This is a genomic window from Brucella sp. 22210 (genome assembly GCF_052045675.1).
GTDB lineage: Bacteria > Pseudomonadota > Alphaproteobacteria > Rhizobiales > Rhizobiaceae > Brucella.
Genome location: NZ_JBQEPD010000006.1, coordinates 37226 through 63516, shown reverse-complemented (window position 1 = coordinate 63516; position 26291 = coordinate 37226). Strand labels below are relative to the sequence as shown.

Below are 26291 nucleotides of genomic sequence, written 5' to 3'. Positions count from 1 at the left end.
ACAACTGCTCAGGCCGCATGACAAATGCGGCCTGAACTATAAAGATCAGTCTCCCAGAACCTGTTTGTCGTCACCGTCGCGGGACCGGACAAGCTCCTCCTTGATCTGACGGAGCACATGAGCAGAGCGACTACGGTCAGCATAGGCAACCATGTTTGCCAGGATATCGATAGTCGCCAGATAGGCGTAGCGGGTGGATGTGGGGCGAAAGATATTCTTGCCTTCATCAAGATCGATTGTGATCACCAAGTCAGAAGCCTGTGCAACGGGAGAGTTGCTCTGGGTTATCGCAATGGTGGGAATAGCGCGGGCGCGCAGCAAATCCATGCAATGCACCAGATCACGGTCACGTCCCGTGATGGATGAACCAATGACAACTGTTCCCGGTTGGGCGGCAGCGGAAAGCATATGGTTCATGCTGTGATCGGTTGATGCATTGATACGACATCCAAGGCGGAACAACCGGTTGTGGAGTTCGTTGGCGATCATGGCCGAGTTGCCGGTTGCACCGAAGGCTTGAATAAAATCAGCCCCACGCAGCAAATGGGCAGCCTTTTCCATGGCAACCAGATCGAGTTGGCGGTGGAGTTGAAAAAGCGCGTTCTGCGCTTTGGTGATAATGTCTTCCGCTACTTCTTCTACCGTGCTGGTTTCCGTCTCCGGCATCAGATAGCGCAAGCCGACATAGGTGATTTTGGCCAGCTGTACCTTGAAGTCGGAATAACCCTGGCAGCCGATCCGCCTGCAAAATCGCGTTACCGTCGGCGGAGATACGCCCGCTTTCTCAGCAAGCTCTCCAATGGAGGAATTGACGACGAAATCGACATTTTCAAGCACAACAGCAGCGAGCTTTTTCTCAAGACCGGAAAGCCTGCCTTCCTTGTCCGACAATGCGTGAATGACGTCCATGGGATCTCCGGTCGGGTTGCAAACTCCATTTGGCAGATGATCTGCCAAGTTTATACTCTGAAAAATAATTACATAACTATGGAAATTTTCTACGTTCTGATTAATGATTATCTCTCAATTGCGGTCAATCAAGAAAATAATATACACCGCCATCGAAAATCGCGTCGCACATCCGAGAGAGGCACTCTATGACGTTCCCCTGGCCAGAAGCAGGCACGCCACTTGAAAGCATCCCCACCCCAATGCCGGTCATCGATGAAGATCGTATGACTGCAAACATTGCGCGCGCGCAGGCTTACTTCGAGCAACATGGGAAGGCTTTTCGTCCGCACATCAAGACGCATAAGATTCCGTCTGTCGCACAGCAACAGGTAGAAGCGGGAGCCAAAGGCATCAACTGCCAGAAGATCACGGAGGCGGAGGTTTTTGCCGAGGCCGGTTTCGATGACATCCTCATCACCTATAATATTCTGGGTGCAGCGAAACTTGCGCGGCTGAAAGCGCTCAATGAGAAAATTGGTGGGTTGAAAGTGACAGTCGACAGTGACGTCACGATAAAAGGACTTGGTGAGACGTTCAATACCGAGCGGCCACTCGCCGTTCTGGTGGAATGTGATACGGGCGGCAAGCGTTGCGGTGTACAGACGCCTGATGCTGCAGTGGCGCTGGCTGAATTGATCTCCGCGCAGCCGGGCTTACGCTTTGCCGGGATTCTAACTTATCCGGCGGCGGGTGGGGCAGAGCGGGTCGAGAGTTTCATCGTCGAGACGATGGAAAAGCTTGCCTCGAAAGGAATAGATTGTCCGATCCGTTCCAACGGCGGCTCACCGGACCTTTATTCCGCCCATCTTGTGCCATCGGCGACCGAACACCGTGCCGGTACCTATGTCTACAACGACCGCAGCATGGTTCGGGCAGGGCATTGCACCCATGACGAGCTTGCCATGCATATTCTGGCGACTGTGGTTTCGAGGCCTGCGCCGGGCAGGGCGGTTCTCGATTGCGGCTCCAAAGCCCTGACATCGGATCTTCTGGGCTTTGTGGATCACGGCGTCATCGAAGGGTTTGACGGCGCACGGGTTGTCACCCTTTCGGAAGAACATGGTGTGGTTGATCTGACGGACTGCAAACAGGAATTTCCGCCGGTAGGAGCCGTTGTCCGCGTCATCCCGAACCACACATGTGTCGTCAGCAACCTTTTCGACAGGATGGTTTTTCATCGTAATGGCGTGGTGACTCGTGTTGAAAATGTTGCTGCGCGTGGCACCGTTTGGTGAGTTACGTGTTGTTCGTGGTGTGAATTGACAGCGCACTCCAAAAATAATGAACAGAACTTATGAAAAAAGAGCCGGATTTTCCGGCTCTTTTTTCATCTGATAAGTAAAGTTATCTCGTTCGACACGTTGTTCCTGGCGCCAAAGGCCTTGAATGAATGTGGATTTTCGACTTGGCTTTGCTGAGAGATATCTACTGCAACGTGAAAATCAATTTCACAAATTTTCATTCATCAGCCTGGCGATGGGTCTGGATCACGATATCCGGTTGACACAGCCAATATTCGACGCATTATCAAGAAAATAAATTACAGAAAATAATCAAAGGGCGAACACAAGGCGGAGACCATTTTCATAGACCGATTTCAATTGTTGTGCCGGCAGGGTCGCTGGACTGCGTGAACTGCTCCTTGTGTGCAGGACATGGAAACACTCTTGAAGCCAGCACGCGTGATCGTGAGATCGTGTGCGTGATCATTTCCCAATAATACGTCCTTTGCTGAACCCGTGCACCTGGAACCAACACATGCGCATATTCACAGCCTCGATGGCTACGGAAACGAATACATTTTCCCCCGTTCCAACGGACATGGATGCATTCAAGGCTGCTTTTTATGCCGGGCCGGGCGAGCACCCGGAAACACCGACTTTATGTTCATCGGTTGTGCCTATCTTGCGACGCCGCGGCAAAGCTGAAGGTTTCACGGTTATTGAAGGCACGTCCTGCTGGGCTGAACCTGCCGGTCTCATTCAACGCCAGACCTATGAGACGCTGCGTGATACAATTCTGGCAGAGCTGGATGCAGCACTGCCTGTGGATGCTGTCGTTCTGGGGTTGCATGGTGCGATGGTGGCGCAGGGCTATGATGATCCGGAAGGGGACTTTCTGGAACGAGTGCGCGCAATCGTTGGTCCTGATATTCTGGTTGCTGCCGAATTCGATCCGCACAGTCACCTGACCGCAAAACGTGTGGCCAACCTTAATATCATGGCAACGTTCCTTGAGTTTCCGCATACGGATTTCGAAGAGCGTGGAGAGCATGTCGTTGATCTGGCTCTCAGGACGCTGCGTGGCGAGATCAAGCCGGTCATTTCGACCTTCGATTGCCGCATGATCACTATTTATCCCACCAATCGCGAACCAATGCGGTCCTATGTTGATCGCCTCGTGTCTATGCAAGGGAAGAACGGCATTCTGTCTGTTTCCGTGATCCATGGTTTTATGGCCGGTGATGCGCCGGAGATGGGAACGCGGATCGTTGTCGTTACCGATAATGACAAGGCCAAAGGTGACCAGCTCGCACGCGAGCTGGGTCTTGAATTGTACAGCATGCGCAAACTCACCGCCATGGAGATGTTCGATACAGAAACGGGTCTCGACCGTGTGCTGGACGTACGCGCCAGCGATCCGTCGCGTCCTGTTGTGATCTCCGATATCTGGGATAATCCGGGCGGCGGCGTCGCAGGAGACGCAACCTATATTCTGCGCCGTATGTTTGAACGCAAGCTCGACAATTTTGCTGTCGCCACCATCTGGGATCCGGTTGCCGTCGCCTTTTGTCATGCGGCTGGCGAGAAAGCTGAGCTGGACATCCGCGTCGGTGGCAAATCTTCATGGCAGGGCGGGGAACCGCTGGATTTGCGCGTTACCATACAAAAGGTGGCGGATGCAGGCTGGCAGAGTTTCCGCAACAGCCGGGTCAATCTTGGGCGCGTCGCGGTGATCCGTCCCGTTGGAACACAGATCGATATCATTTTGATTACCAGCCGATCCCAAACCTATGAGCCGGATATTTTCACTAACCTTGGGATCGACTTTGCCAACAAGGATTTCCTGGTCGTGAAGTCAACCAATCACTTTCAGGCCGGGTTTCAGCCGATTGCATCGGAGATCGTCTATATCGCGGCGCCGACATCATATCCAACCAATCCGGCAGTCACGCCATACAGGAAAGCAAGTCTGGAACTCTGGCCACGGGTCGCCGATCCGCTGGGGCTGGACTAACAACAGCGAACCATCAGTCCATTCAATTATAAAAGGGGAGTTACAATGAAGAAACGTTTCCTGCTTGCGACCACCGCAGCACTTCTATGTTCAAGCGCGATTGCTTTCGCGCAATCATCGGATGGTATTCTCACCATCGCGACCATTGGCGAGCCGCCAACGCTGGATGCGATGCAGACCCCAACCGATATCGTTTTGACGATTGATCAGCATATCTTTGAGACACTTTACACCTATGATGAACAGTGGAAATCGGTTCCATTGCTCGCCGCTGATATGCCGAAAATCTCTGAAGATGGTTTGACTTACCGGATTGCGCTGAGAGAAGGGGTGAAGTTCCACGACGGCAGCGACTTTGACTCCAAGGACGTCGTTGCATCCTTGAAGCGATGGATGGAAATCAATTCCAAGGGCAAGCAGGTTGCCGGCATCGTGGACAGCCTGACTGAAGACGGCGACCATGCTATCATCATCAAGCTCAAGTCGCGTTATGCGCCGCTACTCGCGACGCTCTCGCAGGCGTCGATTATTATCCCGTCGGAGACAATCGCCGATACGCTGACGAAGTTCGTCGGCACCGGACCCTACGCGCTCAAGGAACGCAGGCCGGATCAGTACACGCAGCTCGTACGTTTCGATGATTATAAATCCCCGGAAGGCGAGCCAAGTAACTATGCAGGCAAGCGCGAGGCCATCGCAAAGGAACTGCGCTTTGTGCCTGTTCCCGATGCGAATACACGCGTTGAGGGGCTGATTTCCGGTCAGTTTGATTTCGCAGATTCGCTTCCCGTCAGCGCCTATGAGCGCGTTGAGGCTAGTGGCAAGGCGAAGCCGGTCATCTTCAAGAACTCCGGCTGGGCTTCCATGAATATCAACATGAAGGAAGGCGCGCTCGTCAAAAAGGAACTGCGTCAAGCGGTGCAAGCTGCACTCAACGCGTCAGACATGATGCTCGCAGCCTTTTCCGATGACCGCTTCTACAGCGTCGATAGCTCGATTTTCCCGGAAGGTTCGTTCTGGCACACTGAAGCAGGCGTCGCCCGTTATGGCGAAGGTGATCCGGAAACAGCAGCCAAGCTCCTGAAGGAGGCCGGATATGACGGCACGCCGATCCGGCTCTTGACCAGCCGTCAATATGAGTTCCATTACAAGATTGGTGAGGTGGCGAAAGCCTATCTTGAGGCAGCCGGTTTCAAGGTGGATATGCAGGTTGTCGATTGGGCTACGTTGACGACACGCCGTGCGGACCCGAAGCAGTGGGACGTCTTCATCACCCATTCGAATTTCCCTGGCGATCCGACGACCATTAACACTATCACGGATAGCTATCCGGGCTGGTACGTGTCGGACCAGAAAGCCAAGGCTGTCGCTACCTATATGGATGCGACGAGCGATGAAGCAAAGCAGAAGGCGTGGGAAGGCATCCAGACCGTCATCTATGATGACGCGCCGCTCTATAAGGTCGGTAATTTCAATGCGCTTTCCGGCGTTGCGGATGGGGTTTCGGGTTATACGCCAACCTACTGGCCGCATTTCTGGAATGTAGCCCCGAAGAAGTGAGGCAAACCATGTCGAGGATCGTCCGGGCACTGTTGCACCGTTTGATAGGCATGGCCGTCGTGCTTGCCCTTGTTGTGACAGTTGTATTCGTCATTGTCCGGGTCACGCCCGGCGATCCTGCTGCCGTTATGCTGGGGTCTGATGCGACCCCGCAGGACATCGCAGATTTGAGAGCACGGATGGGGCTGGATGCGCCCCTTCTGGTGCAATATGGCCAGTTCGTGCTGGGCATATTCCAGGGCGATCTAGGTCAGTCCATTTTTCTCAATCAGCCCGTGACGCAGGCCCTTGCTTCACGTGCGGAGCCCACATTCTTCCTCACGCTGTTTTCGATACTGATTGCAGTGCTGATTGCCTTGCCCGTTGGGGTTTTCTCTGCGGTGAAACGAGGCACCTTCTTTGACCAGACTGTGGTGGTGCTGACAATGGTGGCAGCGAGTGTACCCAGTTTTTGGTTGGGCCTCCTCCTCATTCAGATTTTCGCTGTACAATATGGCTGGTTCCCGGCGTCAGGTTATGGTGGTCCGGATACGAGCTTTCTGGAACGATTACATCACCTGATTTTGCCTGCTGTGGCGCTTGGGGTTGTTAATTCCGCAATGATTACCCGCTTTACACGCGCTGCCATGCTTGATGTGTTGGGGGATGACTATGTGCGCACTGCCCGTGCAAAAGGTGCCAGTGAACGCCGTGTGATCCTCAAGCATGCATTCAAGAATGCGCTTGTGCCTATCATCACCGTCATCGGCCTTTCCATTGCAATGCTGGTTGCTGGCGCCGTCGTGACGGAGACAGTGTTCGGCCTGCCCGGCATTGGCAATCTGGTGGTGTCGGCGGTTTTGCGCCGCGACTATCCGGTTATCCAAGGCACGCTGCTTGTCGTCGCCGCCATCTATGTCCTGATCAATTTTGTGGTCGACATGCTCTATATTCTTGTAGATCCGAGGGTACGCCTGTGACGCTCGCTTCCATTTCCTTGCCCTTTGCATCGAGCTTGCGTCGTCTGTTTGGCAACCGTGCAATCATGCTCGGCTCAATCATTCTGCTTATCGTGGTGCTGGCAGCGATCCTTGCGCCATGGGTTGCGCCTTATGCCCCCAACAAACTGTCGATCGTCAACAAGCTGCACGGACCGTCCTTAACGCATCTATTCGGCACCGACGAGTTCGGGCGCGACATCTTCTCGCGTGCCATTTATGCGGGGCGTATTTCGCTGCTCGTCAGCCTCGGTGTGGTTGTGATCTCAACCGTGCTGGGTGTCATACTGGGTGTCACAGCCGGATATTTCCGCAAGCTGGATACGCCTATCTCCAGATTGCTCGACGCAATGATGTCCTTTCCGGATATTCTGCTGGCGATTGCGCTTGTTGCAGCACTAGGTCCTTCGTTGATGACCGTTATCATCGCGCTTGGGATCACCTATGCGCCGCGTCTGGCGCGTATCGTGCGCGGCTCGACACTGGTGATCCGGGAGATGCCCTATATCGAGGCTGCAATTTCGCTGGGGCTTCCGACCTGGCAGATATTGTTGCGTCACGTGCTGCTCAATCTGGCCTCTCCCATTCTCGTGCAGGCGACGTTCGTTTTCGCTTCGGCAATGCTGGCGGAGGCAAGCCTGTCCTTCCTGGGAGTTGGCGTTTCGGCTGACATGCCGACCTGGGGAACCATGTTGGCGTCGGGGCGGGAATATATGAACAACGCGCCCTGGCTCATGCTGTTCCCCGGCCTCGCCATCGTCTTTTCCGTCCTCTCGCTGCAACTTGTCGGCGACGGCTTGCGTGATCTGGTCAATCCGCGTCTCGCAAAGGAAAGCTGATCATGTTTGAAGAGCATAGCGGCGAAATTCGTCCTGTTCTGTCGGTTGAAAACCTGACAACTTCGTTCAAAGCAGCGGACGGTTGGCGACCCGTAATCCGCAACATCAATTTCCATGTGAACGCTGGCGAGACGGTTGCAATCGTGGGGGAAAGTGGGTCAGGCAAAAGCGTCACCGCACTTTCCACCATGCGGCTGCTGCCGCCTGCAAAATCGAAGTCGGAAGGCCGGATTTTGCTCGATGGGCGCGATCTCCTGCAAGTATCGGAAGCCGAAATGCGCTCAGTGCGCGGTGGCTCCATCGGAATGATTTTTCAGGAGCCGATGACCTCGCTCAATCCGGTTTTCGCGATTGGCAATCAATTGGCTGAAGCCTTGGTGCTTCATCAAAAACTGAGCTGGAAGCAGGCTGAAGACGAAGCCGTTCGTCTCATGGAGCGCGTCCGTATTCCTGCGGCTCGCTCCCGCCTGAAAGAATATCCGCATAAGTTTTCCGGCGGCATGCGCCAGCGTGTGATGATTGCAATGGCGCTCGCCTGTCGCCCAAGGCTTTTGATTGCCGACGAGCCAACGACTGCTCTGGATGTAACAATTCAAGCCGAAATCCTGCACCTCATTCGCGAGTTACAGCAGGAAGAGAACATGGCCGTTCTCTTCATCACGCATGATATGGGCGTCGTCGCGGAGGTTGCGGATCGTACTGTGGTCATGTTCCGTGGCGACATGGTCGAGACTGGTCGCACGGAAGACCTGTTCGCTGCACCAAAAGAAATTTATACCAAATCGCTGCTCGCTTCCATTCCGCGTCTGGGGACCATGGGTGCTGCGACAGCGCCAAAGCGGTTTCCATCCGTTGATCCGAAGACCGGAAAAGCCACGGACGGTGTGCAGACAAAACCCGTGTCCGAAGACCGAAAGCCGCTTCTGCAGGCGTCCAATATTGTCGTGCGGTTTGATCTTCCCAACGGTCGCATTCACGCCGTTGAAGATGTTTCGTTCGATCTTCGTCCCGGCGAAACGCTCGCATTGGTTGGGGAATCCGGTTGCGGAAAATCGACGACCGGACGAACGGTCATGCGTCTGCTCCAGCCGACATCGGGAAATATAGTCATTGATGGCCAGGACGTGACCAAACTGGGCGCATCGCAGTTGCGCGAAATGCGGCGCAGCGCGCAGATGATTTTTCAGGATCCGTTTGCTTCGCTTAATCCCCGTATTCGCATAGGTGCGGCAATTGCTGAGCCTATTCTGGCTCATAAGATGATGGGGAAGCGCGAAGCGAAACAGCGGGTCGCAGAACTGCTGGAGCAGGTCGGGCTTTCGGCTTCCGTAGCGGAACGTTTTCCGCACGAATTTTCAGGCGGCCAAAGGCAGAGAATTTCCATCGCACGCGCCTTAGCGCTGAAGCCAAAGCTGATCGTCGCGGATGAGGCGGTGTCGGCGCTCGATGTTTCGGTCAAAGCGCAAGTCGCCAATCTCCTGCTCGATTTGCAAGAGGAAAACGATCTTGCCTATCTCTTCATCAGCCATGACATGGCTGTTGTGGAGCGGATCAGTCATCGCGTTGCTGTCATGTATCTGGGCGAGATCGTTGAGATCGGTCCACGTGAGGCAATCTTCGGCAACCCTCAGCACCCTTATACGCGCCGCCTCATTGCTGCCGTGCCTATTCCTGATCCGTCGTCGCGCGGGCTGGTGCGCCCGGAGCTTGGCGAAGAAATCAAGAGCCCGTTGCGACCGCTCGATTATGTGCCGCCCAAACGCAACTATATTGAAGTTTCGCCAAGGCATCTGGTGCAGGATTTCTCCGAATGGGGTGAGCGCCTGACCGCTGCGTGAGTGATGCAACAATACCAATTGAATGAGGAGCCTAGACATGAGCAATGAAAAGCTGATCCGTTACGAAACCGCTGACAATCAGGCTGGCGGACAGCGACGCCCCTTTGCAAAAGCGGTTCGTGCGGGCGATTTCGTTTATGTCTCCGGACAAGTGCCGACACTTAATGGCGAAGTGGTGGTGGGCAATATCGTTGCCCAGACTGAACAGGTCATCACCAACATCAAGGACGTGCTGGCCCTTGCTGAATGCACATTGGCTGACGTGGTTAAGGTGAATGTCTGGCTTGATGACGCACGCGATTTTTCCAGCTTCAACGCGGTGTTTCAAAAACACTTTATCGATCATCCGCCAGCGCGTTCCACGGTGCAGTCGCCATTGATGATCGACGCCAAGGTGGAGATGGACGTGATTGCCTATAAGCCGCTGGCATAAAGCACGCACGACATTCGGCAAGCCGACCCAGCTTGGCTTGCCGATATTTACTTAGTTCTGGTCCAGCACGCGTGACAGGCTGAGTGCAGCCAGAGTGCAGATTGCACCGGATATCAGATATCCACCGATAAAGATTATGCCAAGGCTGGTCGCCAGGCCAAGAGCGACAAGCGGGGCAAAAGCTGCGCCGACCAGCCAGGCAAGATCCGATGTCAGTGCCGCGCCGGTATAGCGATAATACTGCGTGAAACGGGAAGACACAGCGCCCGAAGACTGGCCGAATGTCAGTCCCAACACGCCAAAGCCGATCAGAATATAAGCATCTTGTCCGGCACTGCCCGCATCAAGCAGGAAGGGGGCGGAAAAGCTGAATATGGCGATGATAATGGCGCCAACCATCAATTCGCTACGTCGTCCAATGCGGTCTGCGACGAAGCCCGACAGGATAATACCGACCACGCCGATCGCGGCGCCAGCTACTTGCACCCAGAGGAAGCGTTCGGCAAGTTGCGTCCCCGAAAGCACAACCCAGCTGAGCGGAAAGATCGTGACGAGATGGAACATGGCAAAGCTCGCCAGCGGCACGAATGCGCCGAGCAGGACATCAGTGCTATGTTTGCTCAGCATTTCAAATACCGGCCGTGGTTGCAATTCCTGTGCTTCCATCGCCGCGCCAAATTCACTGCTTGCAACGATGCGAAGACGGGCGAATAGCGCAACGACATTGATTGCGAAGGCGACAAAAAATGGATAACGCCAGCCCCATGCGAGGAAGTCCGCTTCGCTGAGATTATGCACGAAATAGGCAAATAGAACGCTGGCGAGCGCAAAACCGATAGGCGCTCCCAATTGCGGTATCATTGCATACCAGCCCTTTTTACTCTGGGGTGCGCTCAAACTGAGCAGTGAAGCCAAGCCATCCCAAGCACCGCCGAGCGCGAAGCCCTGTCCAAGTCTAAACAGCGCGAGTAGAAACACGGCCCAGTATCCGATCGTCTCGAAGCCGGGCAAGAATGCGATGGATGCCGTTGACCCGCCGAGAATGACGAGGGCAAGCGTCAGTTTCGTACCTCGCCCGTACTCGCGATCAATCCACATGAAGATGAAAGAACCCACGGGACGCGCAATGAATGCGAGCGAGAAAACCGCAAACGACATCAAGGTAGCTGTTACCGGATCGGGGGCGAATGGAAAAATCAGCTTGGGGAAAACCAGAATGGACCCGAGTCCATAGACGAAAAAATCGAAGAACTCGGACGTTCGACCGATGACAACACCGATGGCGACGTTGCCCGGAGACAGGGGCTTTCCGTCACTGTGGATGCGTCGCGCGTCTTGTTCAAGACCTGTTGATGTCGGCGTGGCGGACGAACTCATGAAACTCTCCGAGGGAAACGTATCATGTGCTTTATGATGTCGCACCACCGCACGATATCAAGGAACAGGGCAAAAAAAAAGCGGATATAGTTGCCTAAAAGCTGCTTTGCCGCGAAATTTTCACAAACTGAAAAATGGGTCTTCCCGAAACGCGATTGTGCCTTATCATGATTAAAGGAACAGAATGTAGGTCGGGTTTAACATGGACTCATTCTTTAGTTTCATACGAAATACGATCCTAGCCTCGCTTCTTCAGGGGCTGGCCGGGTGCAATATGGTCGTCATGTCCCCGTCAGGGGATATAGCCGCCCAGCAGCGGGACCTCATCGTTATATCGACGATCCTGATGCTGATTATTATTGTGCCAGTTATTTTCCTCACGCTTTTCTTTGCCTGGCGGTACAGGCAGTCTAACAGTGCGGCCAAATATGATCCCGAATGGCATCATTCGACTGCGCTGGAGGTAGTTATCTGGACAGCGCCGCTGCTTATCATCATAGCATTGGGCGCGATCACCTGGGTCAACACGCACAAACTCGACCCTTATAGGCCTCTAGACAGAATTGATGGTGCGCGACCGGTCGAGGCTGGAACAAAGCCGCTAACCGTTGAGGTTGTGGCGCTCGACTGGAAATGGCTGTTCTTCTATCCGGACTATGGTATCGCCACGGTGAACGAGATGGCGGCACCCGTTGACAGGCCGATTGATTTCAAGATCACCGCTTCGTCAGTCATGAATTCCTTTTATATTCCAGCACTTGCGGGCATGATCTATGCGATGCCCGGAATGCAGACGCGGCTTCATGCAGTCATCAACAAGGCTGGTGAATATGAAGGTTTCTCATCCAATTACAGCGGTGAAGGCTTTTCCCATATGCGCTTCCAGTTTCACGGGGTTGATGATTCCGGTTTCGACAACTGGATCAATCAGGTGAAGCAGAACGGTACCGCGCTGAACAGGGATACATATCTCAAGCTTGAAAAGCCAAGTATCAAGGAACCGGTTCGGTATTTCGGAGCGGTCGAAGACGGGCTGTTTCAAGCCATACTGAATATGTGTGTACGTCCGGGCCAAATGTGCATGAGCGATATGATGCATATTGATCGGATGGGTGGCGCAGGCGTCGACAGCCGTGAAAATAAGGCTAAGCTTCAACACGACAATCGCTATAGCAGTGATGCGGCTCAACCCGCAGCAACGGATGTTCAAACCACTCCGAGCACCAATCAGGAACAGGGTCATGACATGCATAATATGCACAACATGCCTTGAAGCTGATTCAGGTCGATGGCGTGACGCAGGTTAGGATAGCTTAAGGTTAGAGTTCAGACGAGTACACAGGTCCAAACATTGAAAACGCGATGATCGCGTGAATATAACTTCGGGAATGTTCTATCATGATTGGCGGTAACAGTCCTACGAGTATGATTTTCGGGCGTCTCACTCTTGAGGCGATACCCTATCACGAACCGATCCTCCTGCTGACCTTCATAGTGGTCGCAATCGGAGGGGTCGCCGTCGTGGGGCTGATCACCTATTTCAAGCTTTGGGGCTATCTTTGGAACGAGTGGTTCACGAGTGTTGATCATAAGAAGATCGGCATCATGTATGTTGTTCTCGCGCTGATTATGCTGCTACGAGGCTTTGCAGACGCAATCATGATGCGTATTCAGCAGGCGCTGGCCTTCAACGGATATGAAGGCTATCTGCCTCCCCATCACTATGATCAGATATTCACCGCCCATGGCGTGATCATGATTTTTTTCATGGCAATGCCCTTCGTGACGGGTTTGATGAACTATGTGGTGCCGCTTCAGATCGGCGCGCGCGATGTGTCGTTTCCGTTTCTCAACAATTTCTCGTTCTGGATGACAACCGGCGGTGCCATCATCATTATGATGTCGCTATTTGTGGGAGAATTTGCTCGTACTGGCTGGCTGGCTTATCCACCCCTGTCCGGTATTGATTACAGTCCTGATGTCGGCGTTGATTATTATATATGGGGCTTGCAGGTGGCAGGTGTGGGCACGACCCTGTCAGGCATCAATCTGATCGCGACTATCGTCAAGATGCGTGCGCCGGGCATGTCATTCATGAAGATGCCTGTGTTTACCTGGACGTCTTTGTGCACCAATGTGCTCATCGTTGCGACATTCCCGATTTTGACAGCAACACTCGCTCTGCTATCGCTGGACCGTTACGTGGGGACGAACTTCTTCACCAATGATCTTGGTGGCAATCCGATGATGTATATCAACCTCATCTGGATTTGGGGACACCCGGAAGTTTACATCCTTGTTCTGCCGGCTTTTGGCATTTTTTCTGAAGTGGTGGCGACATTCTGCGGCAAGCGCCTGTTCGGCTACGCTTCGATGGTCTATGCGACCTGCGTCATCATGATCCTGTCCTATATCGTCTGGCTCCATCACTTCTTCACCATGGGGTCCGGCGCATCAGTCAATGCGTTCTTCGGCATCACAACGATGATCATCTCCATCCCAACGGGTGCGAAGATGTTCAACTGGCTCTTCACGATGTATCGCGGACGCATACGCTATGAAGTGCCTATGCTATGGACCATCGGCTTCATGGTGACATTTGTGATCGGCGGCATGACTGGTGTGATGTTGGCCATACCACCAGCGGATTTCGTGCTGCACAATTCGCTCTTTCTGATCGCGCATTTTCATAATGTGATTATCGGCGGCGTCGTCTTTGGTCTCATGGCGGGATTGGTCTACTGGTGGCCGAAAGCATTTGGCTACAAGCTCGATCCGTTTTGGGGCAAGATGAGCTTCTGGTTCTGGCAGATTGGATTCTTCTTTGCCTTCATGCCGCTTTATGTTCTGGGCCTCAAAGGTGTAACGCGCCGCGTCAGTCAGTTTGAAGATTCTTCGCTTCAGATATGGTTTGTCATTGCGGCCTTCGGCGCGTTTCTCATAGCGCTCGGCATCGCGTCCTTCGTGATCCAGCTCGTTGTCAGCTTCCTGAAGCGGGAGCAATTGCGCGACCTGACCGGCGATCCGTGGGGTGGTCGAACGCTTGAGTGGTCAACCTCTTCGCCGCCGCCGGAATATAACTTCGCTTTCACGCCAGTCGTTCATGACCATGACAGCTGGTATGACATGAAAAACCGCGGTTACGAGCGCCCGCTTACTGGTTATCGTCCCATCCATATGCCGCGTAACACGGGTGCAGGCGTCATACTTGCAGGGTTCAGCGTCGTTCTCGCCTTCGCTCTCATCTGGCACATCTGGTGGCTGGCAATTGTCTCCTTCGTGGCTTTGCTGATCACCGCAATCGGCCATACATTCAACTATAAACGTGACTTCTATATCCCTGCTGAAACCGTGGCGGCGACTGAAGATGCGCGTTCGAAACTTCTCGCTGGATAGGTTGAATTATGACAGAAACACATCTGGACCAAGCCGAGAAGCCGCAGTTCTATCTGACGGAAGACCACCATCCGGAAAACAGCACCATGCTGGGCTTCTGGCTCTATCTGATGAGCGACTGCCTGATATTTGCTGTTCTTTTTGCTACCTATGGCGTGCTTGGTCGCAATTATGCGGCCGGACCTTCACCAGCCGACCTGTTTGATCTCAGCCTGGTCGCTATCAATACGGCGATGCTTTTGCTGTCGTCGATCACATATGGCTTTGCCATGTTGCAGATGCAGCGCGATGACAAGACTGCAACGCTGTTCTGGCTGGGCATTACCGGCATTTTCGGCGCATTGTTTCTTGCTATCGAAATTTATGAATTCAGCCATCTTATTCGCGAAGGGGCCGGGCCGGGCCGTTCGGCATTCCTATCCTCGTTCTTCACGCTTGTCGGTACCCACGGCCTGCATGTTACCTTCGGTATCATCTGGCTGATTACGCTCATGTTGCAAGTCATGCGTCATGGTCTGATCGTCGAGAACCGCAGACGTCTGATGTGCCTTTCGATGTTCTGGCATTTTCTCGACGTTATATGGATCGGCGTGTTCTCCTTTGTATATTTGTTGGGAGTTCTGGGATGAGCGTACAAGGCGAGCACCACGGAGCCCAATCGGGCCATCACGACAATCATGGGTCGGGCGCGGACGAGGTCCATGCGACCTTTGGCGGATACATGACAGGCTTTGTCCTGTCGGTTATTCTCACCGCCATCCCATTCTGGCTTGTTATGGGCGATGTTTTCGCCAGCAAGCAGCTGACCGCCATGCTAGTCATGGGGATAGGAGCGGTCCAGATTGTGGTTCACATGATTTACTTCCTGCATATGAGCCCACGCTCAGAAGGCGGCTGGACGCTGATGGCACTGATCTTTACGCTCATCATCGTTGGTATCGCACTGGCTGGGTCGCTTTGGGTTATGCACCATCTCAATGAGAACATGATGCCGATGAGCCCGGAGATGATGAAGAACATGCCATAGCTGCGGTCCCGACGAACGCGTCTTTTATGACCTGTGTGCTGAAAGCCGCAGTGACAGAATTTCGGCCACAGCGGCAGGAAGTGGACGTTGTGGTAGTTCCTGAGCAGAAACTGCGCCCATTGACGCCTGAACGTCGGCGATCTTGTCAGCAAGAGCGCCTGTCAGACCCAAAGCATCAAGTGTGGCGGCGCTTTCGCGCATTTCGGCTGCCCGGCGTGCACCGTGACGTAGCGTCCGCTCAAACATGTAGTTGACGTTCTGTGGCCATCCGAGGCCCGGGTAACTGGCTGAAAGCGACGAAAGGACGTAGTCGAAGCAACCCGAAGCGGATGCAGCCAGCATCGTCTCGACAGTTAGTGCCTCAAGACCTTTGACGAAGAGAGAACGAACCATCTTGATGGCGGTCGCCGCACCCGGTTCCGGCCCTATAACTTCGAAATTGAAGCCAAGAGAGCGCATGTCGCCAGCCACTATATCCGCCGTTGAACCGGCGAGCAGCACGGGCGTTTGGTGGCCTCTTGGGTCAACGGGCGCCATAACCGCCATGTCGAGATAGGTGGCACCGCTCTTTTCCACTATGGCGGCGGTTTCCTTTTTCCGGTCAGGTGAGACGGAATTGATGTCGATAAACAGCTGACCACTGGAAAGTGCATCCATAACCGCAGCGGCGGCATTGAAGCTCTGGTCGGCGGTAACAGCGCTGATGATCCAGTCGGCATCCGCGATCGCTTCGCCTGCGGTGGGCTTTAATGCAACGCCACGCGCATTGGCTGTGGCAGCAATCGTGCTGTCCGCTTTCAGGTCGTAGGCGGCTATTATTTTGGCGGTGCCGAGCTTTTGCAAGCTGTCCGTAAATGAACGCGCAGCTTCGCCAAATCCAATAAATGCTATTTTCATAGTTCCTCTCAAGACTGGTGTGCCGCCACCAGATCGATGAATTGTTGTTGCGCGGCCGTTGGCATCCAGTTCTTACGTGTGGTCAAGCCAATGGGGCGCTCGGTATGGCTAAGGTCGAGCGGCAGTTGTTTGAGAAATCCGCGAGCGAGTTCCGCCTGTGCTTGAAGATAGGATATGCAGCCCAAATGCTCGGTGCTGAGCAGCAATTCACGCATTAGCACCAGCGAACTGGATTCGATGAGGCTATCCGGTGCGCAGTCGGCATTTTCAAATAGCCGGTCGAAGTGCTGGCGGATGGGCGTTTCGCGGTTGCCGACGATCCAGGGATAGCGCGCCAAATCCTGAACGGTAATGGTGCTTTGGCGCATCAAGGGATGCTCGCTTCCTGCAATTAGCGCCAGCGTATCGGTGAAGAGAACCTGTTGTTCCACATCGTCTATTGGTGTGGGAAATCGTAGCGCTCCAATAAGAAAGTCAATCTCGCCTCGTCGCAGTGCGGAAAGAAGATCGACATAGGGTCCTTCCACAATCTTTATCAGGGTCTTGGGACGCAAAACGCGAAACTTGGCGATTGCCTTTGGCAGAATATAGGACCGTGATAGCGGCATGCCGCCAATCACAACCCGGCCTGCTTCTTCGGACACCGTATCTGCCACATCGGCTTCCGCCTGTTCAAGCTCGGCAAATGCCAATCGCGCAGCCTGTGCCAATTGCACGGTTATGCGGGTGGCAATAATGCCATAGGCAGTGCGTTCGAAAAGCTTGCGTCCAGAGGCATCTTCCAGCTGAGTGATTGCGCGGTGGACGGTGGGTTGGGCCAGATGCAAGCGCCTCGCGGCTAGCGTAAAGTTCTGGGTCTCATGGACAGCAATCAGTGCTTCCAGCTGCGCCGTAGTGACGGTGATGCAAAGACGCGGATTGATGCCGGACAGGATCGGGTCGATCAGTTCGAAAGTGCGCCGCACGCGTGTCGCAAAAGCCTCGCCGTGTTGATTGGCAAAAAGACCTGTGCTGGTGCGGGAAAACAGCGACATGCCAAGCTTGCGCTCTATTTTCGCCAGTGCCTGTGTCACGGCGGGTTGTGAAACATGGCAGGTTTCAGCCGCCCTCGTTACGGAATTGCTGTCGACAGCCGCCAGAAACACGCGCAGATGCCGGAAATTATGACGTGTGTCCGATTGTGAAGACGACGATATGTGTGGGAAGAGCGGTGTTTCAGCGTTCATTTTTTCGAGCTTGCCAAGGGTAGCAAACTCTAGGCTGAGTTTAACGCTCTGTCCACGAGAGACACGGCGATGCGGTGTACTTGGTCGAGACTGATCCATGCGTCAAACCTCACATAACCGCTTTCGAAGCATAAGCGGGAGCGGCGAATATTGCCGCTCCCATCGCCTTTTACTTTGCAGGGTCCTTGACCTGATCGTAGGTCTGAAACTCCGTGTTATAGAGTTCTCCGTCAACTTTCTCGACCTTGCGCATATAGATGTTCTGGACGATATCCCGCGTTGCTGGATCGATGGAAATCGGACCACGTGGGCTGTTGATCTGCATGCCTTTGGCAGCATCGACAAATGTATCGCCGGTTGCATCGCCACCTGTCTTTTCCAGCGTCTTGTAAATCAGCTCCAGTGCGTCCCAGGCGGACACTGCCACCATGTTGGGACGCATGCCGCCGTTTTCCTTTTTGAAGGCTTCCACGAAGGCCTTGTTTTCAGGCGATGCATGGTTCGCAGAGTAGGGACCTCCGGTAATAACGCCGATAGCCGGTTCACCCATATCATTGATGAGGTCATCGTCGGTGACGTCGGCCATGGCGATGACTTTGATACCCGACTTGTCGAGTCCGCGCTCCACAAACTGCTTCATGAAAGCCGCACCCGCGCCGGTCGGTACGAAGACAAAGATCGCTTCTGGCTTTTCGTCTGCGGCGCGTTGCAGAAACGGAGCGAAGTCTGGATTTGCCAGCGGCACTTTGAGCTTGGACAACAGCGTGCCGCCATTGTCCTGCAACGTCTTTTCAAACCATTTTTCGGCATCCGCGCCCGGGCCATAGTCCGACACGATGCTGACGAATTTCTTGGTACCGTTTTCCGGTGCCCATTTGCCGATAACCGCTGCCATCTGCGGAATGGTCCAGGACGTCCGGAGAATGTAAGGCGATGCACCGGGGATTGAAGAAGTGGCTGCCACCATGATGATCTGTGGCACCTTGGCACGCTTTGAAAGCTGCGCAACCGATAAGGCCGTCGGTGTGTTGCCGAAGCCAGTCAGAATGGATACCTTGTCTTTGGTCACCAGTTCCTGCGACAGCCGCAAGGCGTTGTCGGGCGTGCTGGCATCATCCTTGATGATGAATTCCACCTTCTTGCCGCCCGCCGTATCACCATGCGTGGCGAGATAGGTTTTTAGTGCGGCATTGATCTGCCGTCCGTTTGATTGAAAGCCGCCGGTCAGCGGAATGACCACGCCGACTTTGACGGTGTCTTCAGCCTGTGCCAGTGCAGGCAGACCGATTGCTGCTGCTGTCAGCGCTCCAAGTGCAAGTTTCTTTAATCCCATTGTTTTCCTCCTCCAAATTTTACCGGATACCCACGGCTCCGGCGATGTGTTCAAGTTGTCAGCTGGTCCTACGAAAGACCGACACCCAGAAGCTGCCCCAGTGTGTCTTCATCACGGGCCAGCTCGTCACTTCGGCCCGCATAGGCCACAGTCCCGCGGTCGAGAACGATGGCTTCGTCTGTGATGTTGAGTATTTGTTGTGCGTGCTGTTCCACGATGATGGCAGAAAGGCCTTCCTCGCGAACGATCCGGCGGATGGCGGCCAGCAGTTCTTCCACGATGATCGGCGCCAGACCTTCGGTCGGCTCGTCGAGCAGCAGGACTTTGGGATTGATCACCAGCGCACGCGCGATAGACAGCATCTGTTGTTCGCCGCCCGATAGCTGATTGCCCATATTGCCGCGCCGTTCCTGCAATCGCGGAAAAAGCGTATAGACGGCGTCGAGTGTCCAGCGACCGGGCCGCGCAATGGCCGTGATGTTTTCCTCGACTGTCAGTGAGCGGAAAATGCCGCGCTCCTGCGGAACCCAACCGATCCCCGCCGCAACGCGCCGTTCCGGTGCCATGCGCGCTATGTCTTCGCCATCCAGCAAAATGCGCCCGCTGTGAAAGCGGGTCAGCCCGACAATGGTGTTGAGCGTCGTTGTCTTGCCAACTCCGTTGCGTCCGAGTAGCGCCAACGCTTCGCCAGCACGCAAGTTGAAGTTCACGCCATGCAGCACGGTTGCCTTGCCATAACCGGCACAAAGTCCTTCCAGTTGTAGAAGATCAGCCATGCTGCCCGCCTCCAAGATAGACTTCCTTGACGCGTGGATCAGAGGCGATCTCTTCAACATTTCCTTCCGCAAACAAGGCTCCGGAAACCAGAACTGAAATGCGGTCGGCAAAGCTGAAGACGAGGTCCATATCGTGTTCGATCAGTAGAACCGAGACATCGGCCGGAAGTTTCGCCAGACGCTTGAGCACTTCCTGCCGGTCGGCCTGCGGCACACCTGCCGCGGGTTCATCAAGCAGCAGAACTTTCGGTTCGCAAGCGATGGCAAGGGCAATTTCCAGCAGGCGTTGTTTGCCATAGGGCAGGGACGAGCAGGTGGAATCCATGACGTTTTCCAGCCCGAAGTCCTCGACCAGCCGCGCAATTTCGTCGTCGATCCCGGGCAAGGCACCAGTGCGGCGATACCATTGGGTGCCATATCCTCGACGCTCATTGATGACGAGCGCCAGACTTTCAACGACGCTAAGCTCGGCGAAGAGCTGGTTGATCTGGAATGTGCGCACCAGTCCGCGTTTCACACGCTTCTCACGCGAAATGGTCGAGATATTGGCCCCATTCAGACGAATTTCGCCTTGTGACGGGGTAATCACGCCGGTCAACAGATTGATCAGTGTGGTTTTTCCGGCTCCGTTTGGCCCGATCAGGGCATGGCGTGCGCCGCGTTCCAGGCGGAAAGTCACATCATTAGTGGCTTTCAGTCCGCCAAAGAATTTGCTGAGATGAATAGTTTCCAGTGCGGCGACGGTCATTGTGTGGCCTCGCGGGATTTCTGAGTGCGCCGCGACAGCCGTGCCGAAAGCGCGCGGATGAATTGACGAGGACGGTCGCGCCCAAACAGAACGAAAGACACGAGAAGGACGCCGAGCCAGAACTGCCAATATTGTGGTGTCACGGATGACAAGGCGTCCTGGATCAGTTCGTAGACGAGTGCGCCAATCAGGCCGCCATAGAGATAGCCGGTGCCGCCGATGACTAGCACCATTAGACCGTCTGCCGATTTCTGGAACGACAGAACATCGAGCGAAATGAACTGCTGTGTCTGGGTGAAAAGCGCACCCGCTATGCCGGCATAGGCACCGGCAATGGTGTAGATGGTCACCAGTCGGGAGCGCACGGGAACGCCGACTGCCGAAGCGCGCAGCGGGTTTTCGCGGATCGCTTGCAGTGAATAGCCGAAAGGCGAGAAGACGATGAGGCGGGCAAGTACGAACAGCACGAATAATACGGCCAGACTGTAGGCGTAGCCGGTGTGGCCAAACAGATCGAACTCGAAGACGCCGAAGATTGGCTCGATGGTAATGCCTTGAAGCCCGTCCGCGCCTCCTGTCAGCCAACTCGCCTGATTGGCGATTTCATGACACACGGCAGCAACGCCGAGGGTCACCATGAGGCGGGTGAGGTCGCCGCCGCGCAGCAAGAGAAAACTGGTGGCGAAGGCCAGAAGTGCACCGGAGACAGCGCCGACAGCGAGACCCGTCAGCGGTTCGCCGGAAACATAGATCGAGAACAGGCCGCTGGCATAAGCGCCGACGCCGTACATTGCAGCCTGTCCAAGGGTTACCACGCCGCCATAGCCGAGGATGAGGTCGATAGAAAGCGCCAGAATGGCAAAGCCGACGACCTCGATCAAAATGAGATGCTGGTCGGGAAAGAGGAACCAGGCGGCGACCGCTGCAACCCAGAAAACGGCTTCAAGTAATCCCCAGCGGGTTCTCCGCTTGAGGCTCTGCGCGACATCAGAGGCGGAAACAGTCTGTGTCAGGGCATTATTCATCAGCTTGCCCTCGCAAAGAGGCCCTGCGGACGGAAAACAAGCACCGCAACCAGAACGATATAGATGATGAAACCGCCGAGCGCCGGGACGTAATATTTGCCCATCACATCGGCGATGCCGAGCAAGATCGACGCGACAAGTGGCCCGGTCATGCTGGATGTGCCGCCGATGGAAACGACGATCAGGAAATAGACCATGAATTTCAAAGGAAAGGTCGGGTCTAGGCCGAGGATTTCTGCACCCAGCGCTCCGCCCAGTCCAGCCAGACCAGAGCCGACAGCAAAGGTCACTGCGAAAACGGTGTTGACGCGAATGCCAAGTCCGCGCGCGACACGGCGATCATCGACCGAGGCGCGCAATTGGCTGCCGAAACGGGTCTTCGCTAAAGCCAATTGGAGCGCTATAGCAAGAGCGCCACACACGACAATAAGAAATGCACGATAGATGCCGATGCCCACGCCAGCAATTTCTACCCGTCCGCGCAGGAACTCAGGGAGATTGAGGATCTGCTGCTGTGATCCCATCAGATAGTCGATTCCGGCCACGGCGATGAAAACAATGCCGATGGAAAACAGCACCTGATCGAGATGCGATTTTTCATAAAGACGGATATAGAGCGTCTTTTCCAAGATGACCCCGGCTATAGCCGTCACGATGAACGCGATGGGTAGCGTCGCCAAAAAAGGCACGCCAATACGGTTCGTGAGAATGACGGTGACATAGCCTCCGGCCATGGCGAAAGCGCCATGCGCGAGATTGATGAAATTCATCAATCCTAGCGTTACCGCCAATCCGCATGACAATACGAATAGCAGCATTCCATAAGCTACCCCGTCGAACAAAAGGGTAAGCATTCTTCCTCCCTGTCGGATCGCGCCGAAAGGCGCGCCTCTCTATCGGATGATCGGAAGCAGCCATGCACTCGCGGCGCTTCCAATGCGTCCTGATTGGCTGTCAGGATTATGGAAAGTGCGCGTCAAACCCATTTAGAAATGGGCGTGACGACATAAGAAAATGCTATAGTTGGAATGGCACACATCGACGGGTTGGATTTATCTATAGCAAAAACTTATCATGTTGCGCCCATAACCAAATTGGAATGTGGCGCGGTCTGTTGTGAAGTTTCCTCAGATTAGAGGAGAGTTTCATGACCGAGAAAAAGACGGCGCTCGTTATCAGTGCGCATGCGGCCGATTTTGTCTGGCGCTGTGGCGGGGCAATCGCGCAGCACGCCGAGCTTGGATATAACGTAACCGTCGTCTGCCTTTCCTTTGGTGAGCGTGGAGAGTCAGCCAAGCTCTGGAAAGATGCAGGCATGACGCTGGAGCGCGTCAAGGCGGCGCGCCGTGCGGAATCGGAAAAGGCGGCAAAGGCTCTTGGTGTGCATGACCTCGTTTCGTTCGATCTTGGCGACTATCCGCTGCGTCTGAACGATGAGGACAAGTTCAAGCTCGTCGATGTAATCCGCGATGTGCAGCCGGCTTTCATGCTCAGCCATTCGCAATATGACCCCTACAATACCGACCATATGTATGCGACCGAGATTGCGCTTGAAACGCGCATGATCGCACAGGCCTGGGGGCATAAGCCGGGTGAGAAAGTGCTTGGCGCGCCGCAGCTTTATCTGTTCGAGCCACACCAGACCGAACAGATGGGCTGGAAGCCTGACACGTTTTTAGACATCACGTCGGTATGGGACAAGAAATGGGCCGCCATCCAGTGCATGGAAGGGCAGGAACATTTGTGGGCCTATTACAAGAATGTCGCCGAAAATCGCGCGAACCATTTCATGCGCAATTCGGGCGGGCAGTCCGGTGGTCGCAAGGCAAAATATGCCGAAGGCTTCCAATCAGTATTTCCACGTACCGTGGATGAGCTTTAAACAGCATGGCGTATGACAGGGAGGACGCCATGGAGCGGAGTTTTGATATTGCCCACCTCGCGCATGTCGAGGTGTATACCGACAAATTCGAGGAAAGCCTCGATTTTTTCACGCGCATCTATGGGCTGAAACTGTCCGGCACGGATGAGCAGTCCGCCTATTTGCGGGCCTGGGACGATTATGAATTTCATTCGCTCAAACTGACCCGGCATCACACCACTGGCGTCGGACATATCGCTTATCGCGTATCGTCGCCGGAAGCGTTGGAGCGCCGTGTGAAAGCGATCAGCGAAAGCGGCTACAAGATCATTGGTTGGGTGGGGGGTGATCGAGGACATGGCCGAGCGTTCCGGTTTGAGGATCCGTTCGGCCATGTCTTCGAGATCTATTGGGATACCGTGCGTTATACGGGACAAGGTGCGGATGCGCCGGTGCTCAAGAACACCGCAAGCGCCTACACCGGCGCAGCACCGCGACGGATCGATCATCTCAATCTCCTGTGCAGCGACGTAACGGAGTTCCGCAGGTTTATGGAAACTTGTCTTGGGTCGCGTGTCACGGAGATGATCCAGCTCGATAATGGTCGCATCGGTGGTGCGTGGTTCACCATCAACAACAAGACCTACGATCTCGCCTGCACGGAAGAGCATGGCGGCGGCCATGCGCGTTTACATCATCTCACCTATGCCACGGATCAGCGAGAAGACATTCTGCGTGCGGCCGACATCTTCCTTCAAAATGGCGTTCATATTGAAACCGGCCCGCACAAGCACGCCGTGCAGGGCACGTTCTTTCTCTATGTCTGGGAACCGGCGGGCAATCGTGTGGAACTGGCCAATTCAGGTGCACGTCTGATCCTCGCGCCGGACTGGGAGCCGATCGTCTGGACGGAGTCGGAGCGCAAAAAGGGACAGGCCTGGGGTCTGAAGACAATTGAGACGTTCCACACCCATGGAACGCCCCCGGTCGCAGGAAGTAACAAGGAGCATTGAAATGCCAGTCGTCGTTCAGAATATTGCGCGGGCCAAACCGCAAGTCATTGATGGGCTGGCGGCGGCAGGTGTGGCAACCGTCCACGAAGCGCAGGGACGCAAAGGTCTGCTGGCAAGCTACATGCGCCCGATCTATTCCGGCGCGCAGGTTGCCGGATCGGCTGTAACGATTTCGGCGGCACCGGGCGACAACTGGATGATCCATGTGGCGATCGAACAGTTGCAGCAAGGCGATATTTTGGTTCTGGCGCCAACAAGCCCCTGCGAGGATGGCTATTTCGGCGATCTGCTTGCCACTTCGGCACAGGCGCGGGGGTGCCGTGGGTTGATCATCGATGCGGGTGTGCGCGATGTGCGCGATCTGACGTCTATGGGCTTTCCAGTTTGGTCAAAGGCTGTCTTTGCGCAGGGAACGGTGAAGGAAACACTGGGATCAATCAATGTTCCTGTCGTCTGTGCCGGAAGCTATATCGAGGCGGGCGATATTATCGTGGCCGACGATGACGGTGTCTGTGTCGTGAAGCGCTCCGAAGCCGAAGACGTGTTGAGTGCAGCACAAACGCGCCTTGCCAATGAGGAAGCCAAACGCGCACGGCTGGCGGCGGGTGAGCTGGGTCTCGACATCTACAAGATGCGCGAACGTCTGGCGGAAAAGGGACTCAAATATGTATGAGGACGGCATTCCCTGCCTCTGGATGCGGGGAGGGACATCCAAGGGCGCCTATTTTCTGGCCGCCAACCTGCCGTCTGATAGGCAACAGCTTGATGCACTGCTGCTGGGCGTCATGGGCTCGCCGGATGTTCGCCAGATTGACGGTATCGGCGGTGCCGACCCACTGACCTCGAAAGTGGCCATCCTGTCGCCTTCCAGCCGCGATGATGCGGATGTGGATTATCTCTTTTTGCAGGTCTTTGTGGACCAGCCACTTGTCAGTGATGCGCAGGGTTGCGGGAATATTCTGGCAGGTGTTGGACCGGCGGCCATTGAAATGGGGCTCGTGGCTGCGAAGGACGATGTGACGCCGGTGCGCATTCACATGGTCAATTCGGGTGAGATTGCGCTTGCCCAGATTTCCACTCCCAACCGTCGCGTCAATTATGCCGGTGATACTGCAATCGCTGGCGTTCCGGGCACCCACGCCGCCGTACCTCTTCTGTTCATGAATGTCGCCGGCTCCATGTGCGGAGCTCTGTTGCCGACCGGCAACGAAATGGACGTCATAGACGGTGTCGAAGCAACCCTTATCGACAATGGAATGCCTTGCGTGATCATGCGCGCTGCCGATTTCGGCCTGACAGGTATGGAGACCCGCGAAGAGCTGGAAGCGAATAACGATCTTAAAGCAAAGCTTGAAGTAATCCGACTAAAGGCAGGCCTATTGATGAATCTCGGCGATGTGCGCGAGGCGTCCGTACCGAAAATGACGCTCGTTTCTGCGCCCACTGCCGGAGGTGCCATATCGACGCGCAGCTTCATTCCGCATCGTGTTCATGCTTCCGTCGGTGTTCTGGCGGCGGTGACGGTCGCGACAGCAACACGCTTGCCCTCCAGTCCCGCAGCTAAGCTGGTGAATGCACCGCAAGATGGCCGCTATGCGATTGAACATCCAAGCGGCGCGATGGAGGTTTTCCTCGATCTGGCGGCAGACGGAACGGTCAAAGGCGCAGGCACGATCCGGACAGCCCGCAAACTGTTCGAAGGCAAGGTTTTTCCGGCGGCGAGTGGGTAGTCATTTGACATGCATTTGATGAATATGCCTGTGTGAGGAGCGAAACA

Annotated in this window: 24 protein-coding genes; 15 read left to right on the top strand and 9 right to left on the bottom strand. The window is 54.8% G+C overall.

Annotated elements, in window-relative coordinates:
- Window positions 1–45: 45 nt before the first annotated feature.
- Window positions 46–909, bottom strand: coding sequence for a MurR/RpiR family transcriptional regulator (locus ACTJKP_RS10160; RefSeq protein ID WP_440630546.1), 864 nt, complete (start codon window positions 907–909; stop codon window positions 46–48).
- Window positions 910–1097: 188 nt separating this feature from the next.
- On the opposite strand from ACTJKP_RS10160, the gene ACTJKP_RS10155 reads away from it, so the two are divergent.
- The 7 genes from ACTJKP_RS10155 (at window position 1098) to ACTJKP_RS10125 (ending at window position 9835) form a co-directional block, all read left to right on the top strand.
- On the top strand, window positions 1098–2186 hold the full coding sequence (locus ACTJKP_RS10155; protein WP_440630545.1) for a D-TA family PLP-dependent enzyme: 1089 nt from the start codon (window positions 1098–1100) through the stop codon (window positions 2184–2186).
- 523 nt (window positions 2187–2709) lie between these two features.
- On the top strand, window positions 2710–4188 hold the full coding sequence (locus ACTJKP_RS10150) for a M81 family metallopeptidase (RefSeq protein ID WP_440630544.1): 1479 nt from the start codon (window positions 2710–2712) through the stop codon (window positions 4186–4188).
- A gap of 45 nt (window positions 4189–4233) precedes the next feature.
- Window positions 4234–5748 carry an ABC transporter substrate-binding protein gene (locus ACTJKP_RS10145; RefSeq protein WP_440630543.1) on the top strand — a complete coding sequence of 505 codons (1515 nt, stop codon included), beginning with the start codon at window positions 4234–4236 and terminating at the stop codon, window positions 5746–5748.
- Window positions 5749–5756: 8 nt separating this feature from the next.
- Entirely contained in the window at window positions 5757–6707 is a 951-nt protein-coding gene (locus ACTJKP_RS10140; protein ID WP_440630542.1) for an ABC transporter permease, read from the top strand.
- Window positions 6704–7564 carry an ABC transporter permease gene (locus ACTJKP_RS10135; RefSeq protein WP_440630541.1) on the top strand — a complete coding sequence of 287 codons (861 nt, stop codon included), beginning with the start codon at window positions 6704–6706 and terminating at the stop codon, window positions 7562–7564. The genes ACTJKP_RS10140 and ACTJKP_RS10135 overlap by 4 nt, the downstream gene beginning before the upstream one ends.
- 2 nt (window positions 7565–7566) lie before the next feature.
- Window positions 7567–9402: an ABC transporter ATP-binding protein gene (locus tag ACTJKP_RS10130; protein ID WP_440630540.1), complete on the top strand. Its 1836-nt coding sequence runs from the start codon at window positions 7567–7569 to the stop codon at window positions 9400–9402.
- 37 nt (window positions 9403–9439) lie between these two features.
- The gene (locus tag ACTJKP_RS10125; protein WP_440630539.1) at window positions 9440–9835 is read left to right on the top strand and encodes a RidA family protein; all 396 of its coding nucleotides are present in this window, start codon (window positions 9440–9442) and stop codon (window positions 9833–9835) included.
- A 51-nt stretch (window positions 9836–9886) separates the two neighbouring features.
- Here ACTJKP_RS10125 and ACTJKP_RS10120 read toward each other — a convergent pair whose 3' ends face one another.
- Complete coding sequence (locus ACTJKP_RS10120; RefSeq protein WP_440630538.1) at window positions 9887–11212, bottom strand: MFS transporter; 1326 nt, start codon at window positions 11210–11212, stop codon at window positions 9887–9889.
- Between the two features lie 202 nt (window positions 11213–11414).
- On the opposite strand from ACTJKP_RS10120, the gene cyoA reads away from it, so the two are divergent.
- The 4 genes from cyoA (at window position 11415) to cyoD (ending at window position 15635) form a co-directional block, all read left to right on the top strand.
- Window positions 11415–12485 carry a ubiquinol oxidase subunit II gene (gene cyoA / locus ACTJKP_RS10115; RefSeq protein ID WP_440630537.1) on the top strand — a complete coding sequence of 357 codons (1071 nt, stop codon included), beginning with the start codon at window positions 11415–11417 and terminating at the stop codon, window positions 12483–12485.
- 125 nt (window positions 12486–12610) lie between these two features.
- A complete protein-coding gene (gene cyoB, locus ACTJKP_RS10110; RefSeq protein WP_440630536.1) occupies window positions 12611–14608 on the top strand; it encodes a cytochrome o ubiquinol oxidase subunit I in 1998 nt (665 codons plus the stop codon).
- An 8-nt stretch (window positions 14609–14616) separates the two neighbouring features.
- Window positions 14617–15237 (top strand): cytochrome o ubiquinol oxidase subunit III, encoded by a 621-nt coding sequence (cyoC, locus tag ACTJKP_RS10105; RefSeq protein ID WP_078337137.1) that lies wholly within the window; start codon window positions 14617–14619, stop codon window positions 15235–15237.
- Window positions 15234–15635, top strand: coding sequence for a cytochrome o ubiquinol oxidase subunit IV (gene cyoD, locus ACTJKP_RS10100; RefSeq protein WP_078337136.1), 402 nt, complete (start codon window positions 15234–15236; stop codon window positions 15633–15635). The genes cyoC and cyoD overlap by 4 nt, the downstream gene beginning before the upstream one ends.
- A gap of 24 nt (window positions 15636–15659) precedes the next feature.
- On the opposite strand, the gene ACTJKP_RS10095 is transcribed toward cyoD, so the two are convergent.
- From ACTJKP_RS10095 to ACTJKP_RS10065, 7 genes are all read right to left on the bottom strand, one after another.
- The gene (locus tag ACTJKP_RS10095; protein ID WP_078337135.1) at window positions 15660–16532 is read right to left on the bottom strand and encodes an NAD(P)-dependent oxidoreductase; all 873 of its coding nucleotides are present in this window, start codon (window positions 16530–16532) and stop codon (window positions 15660–15662) included.
- A gap of 8 nt (window positions 16533–16540) precedes the next feature.
- Complete coding sequence (locus ACTJKP_RS10090) at window positions 16541–17758, bottom strand: LysR substrate-binding domain-containing protein (protein ID WP_440630535.1); 1218 nt, start codon at window positions 17756–17758, stop codon at window positions 16541–16543.
- A gap of 169 nt (window positions 17759–17927) precedes the next feature.
- Complete coding sequence (locus tag ACTJKP_RS10085; RefSeq protein WP_440630534.1) at window positions 17928–19091, bottom strand: ABC transporter substrate-binding protein; 1164 nt, start codon at window positions 19089–19091, stop codon at window positions 17928–17930.
- 68 nt (window positions 19092–19159) lie between these two features.
- Window positions 19160–19867 carry an ABC transporter ATP-binding protein gene (locus ACTJKP_RS10080; protein ID WP_440630533.1) on the bottom strand — a complete coding sequence of 236 codons (708 nt, stop codon included), beginning with the start codon at window positions 19865–19867 and terminating at the stop codon, window positions 19160–19162.
- The gene (locus ACTJKP_RS10075) at window positions 19860–20615 is read right to left on the bottom strand and encodes an ABC transporter ATP-binding protein (RefSeq protein WP_078337131.1); all 756 of its coding nucleotides are present in this window, start codon (window positions 20613–20615) and stop codon (window positions 19860–19862) included. The genes ACTJKP_RS10080 and ACTJKP_RS10075 overlap by 8 nt, the downstream gene beginning before the upstream one ends.
- Window positions 20612–21640 (bottom strand): branched-chain amino acid ABC transporter permease, encoded by a 1029-nt coding sequence (locus ACTJKP_RS10070; protein ID WP_440630532.1) that lies wholly within the window; start codon window positions 21638–21640, stop codon window positions 20612–20614. Before ACTJKP_RS10070 ends, ACTJKP_RS10075 begins: the two co-directional genes overlap by 4 nt.
- The gene (locus ACTJKP_RS10065; RefSeq protein ID WP_078337129.1) at window positions 21640–22494 is read right to left on the bottom strand and encodes a branched-chain amino acid ABC transporter permease; all 855 of its coding nucleotides are present in this window, start codon (window positions 22492–22494) and stop codon (window positions 21640–21642) included. Before ACTJKP_RS10065 ends, ACTJKP_RS10070 begins: the two co-directional genes overlap by 1 nt.
- 293 nt (window positions 22495–22787) lie before the next feature.
- Here ACTJKP_RS10065 and ACTJKP_RS10060 point away from each other — a divergent pair, with 293 nt between their 5' ends.
- From ACTJKP_RS10060 to ACTJKP_RS10045, 4 genes are read left to right on the top strand one after another with little or no spacing between them, the layout of a single operon-like run.
- Window positions 22788–23522 carry a PIG-L deacetylase family protein gene (locus ACTJKP_RS10060; RefSeq protein WP_078337128.1) on the top strand — a complete coding sequence of 245 codons (735 nt, stop codon included), beginning with the start codon at window positions 22788–22790 and terminating at the stop codon, window positions 23520–23522.
- A 29-nt stretch (window positions 23523–23551) separates the two neighbouring features.
- Window positions 23552–24514 carry a VOC family protein gene (locus tag ACTJKP_RS10055; protein WP_440630531.1) on the top strand — a complete coding sequence of 321 codons (963 nt, stop codon included), beginning with the start codon at window positions 23552–23554 and terminating at the stop codon, window positions 24512–24514.
- Window position 24515: 1 nt separating this feature from the next.
- Window positions 24516–25187 carry a 4-carboxy-4-hydroxy-2-oxoadipate aldolase/oxaloacetate decarboxylase gene (locus ACTJKP_RS10050; protein ID WP_440630530.1) on the top strand — a complete coding sequence of 224 codons (672 nt, stop codon included), beginning with the start codon at window positions 24516–24518 and terminating at the stop codon, window positions 25185–25187.
- Complete coding sequence (locus tag ACTJKP_RS10045; protein ID WP_440630529.1) at window positions 25180–26244, top strand: 4-oxalomesaconate tautomerase; 1065 nt, start codon at window positions 25180–25182, stop codon at window positions 26242–26244. The genes ACTJKP_RS10050 and ACTJKP_RS10045 overlap by 8 nt, the downstream gene beginning before the upstream one ends.
- Window positions 26245–26291 lie beyond the last annotated feature (47 nt).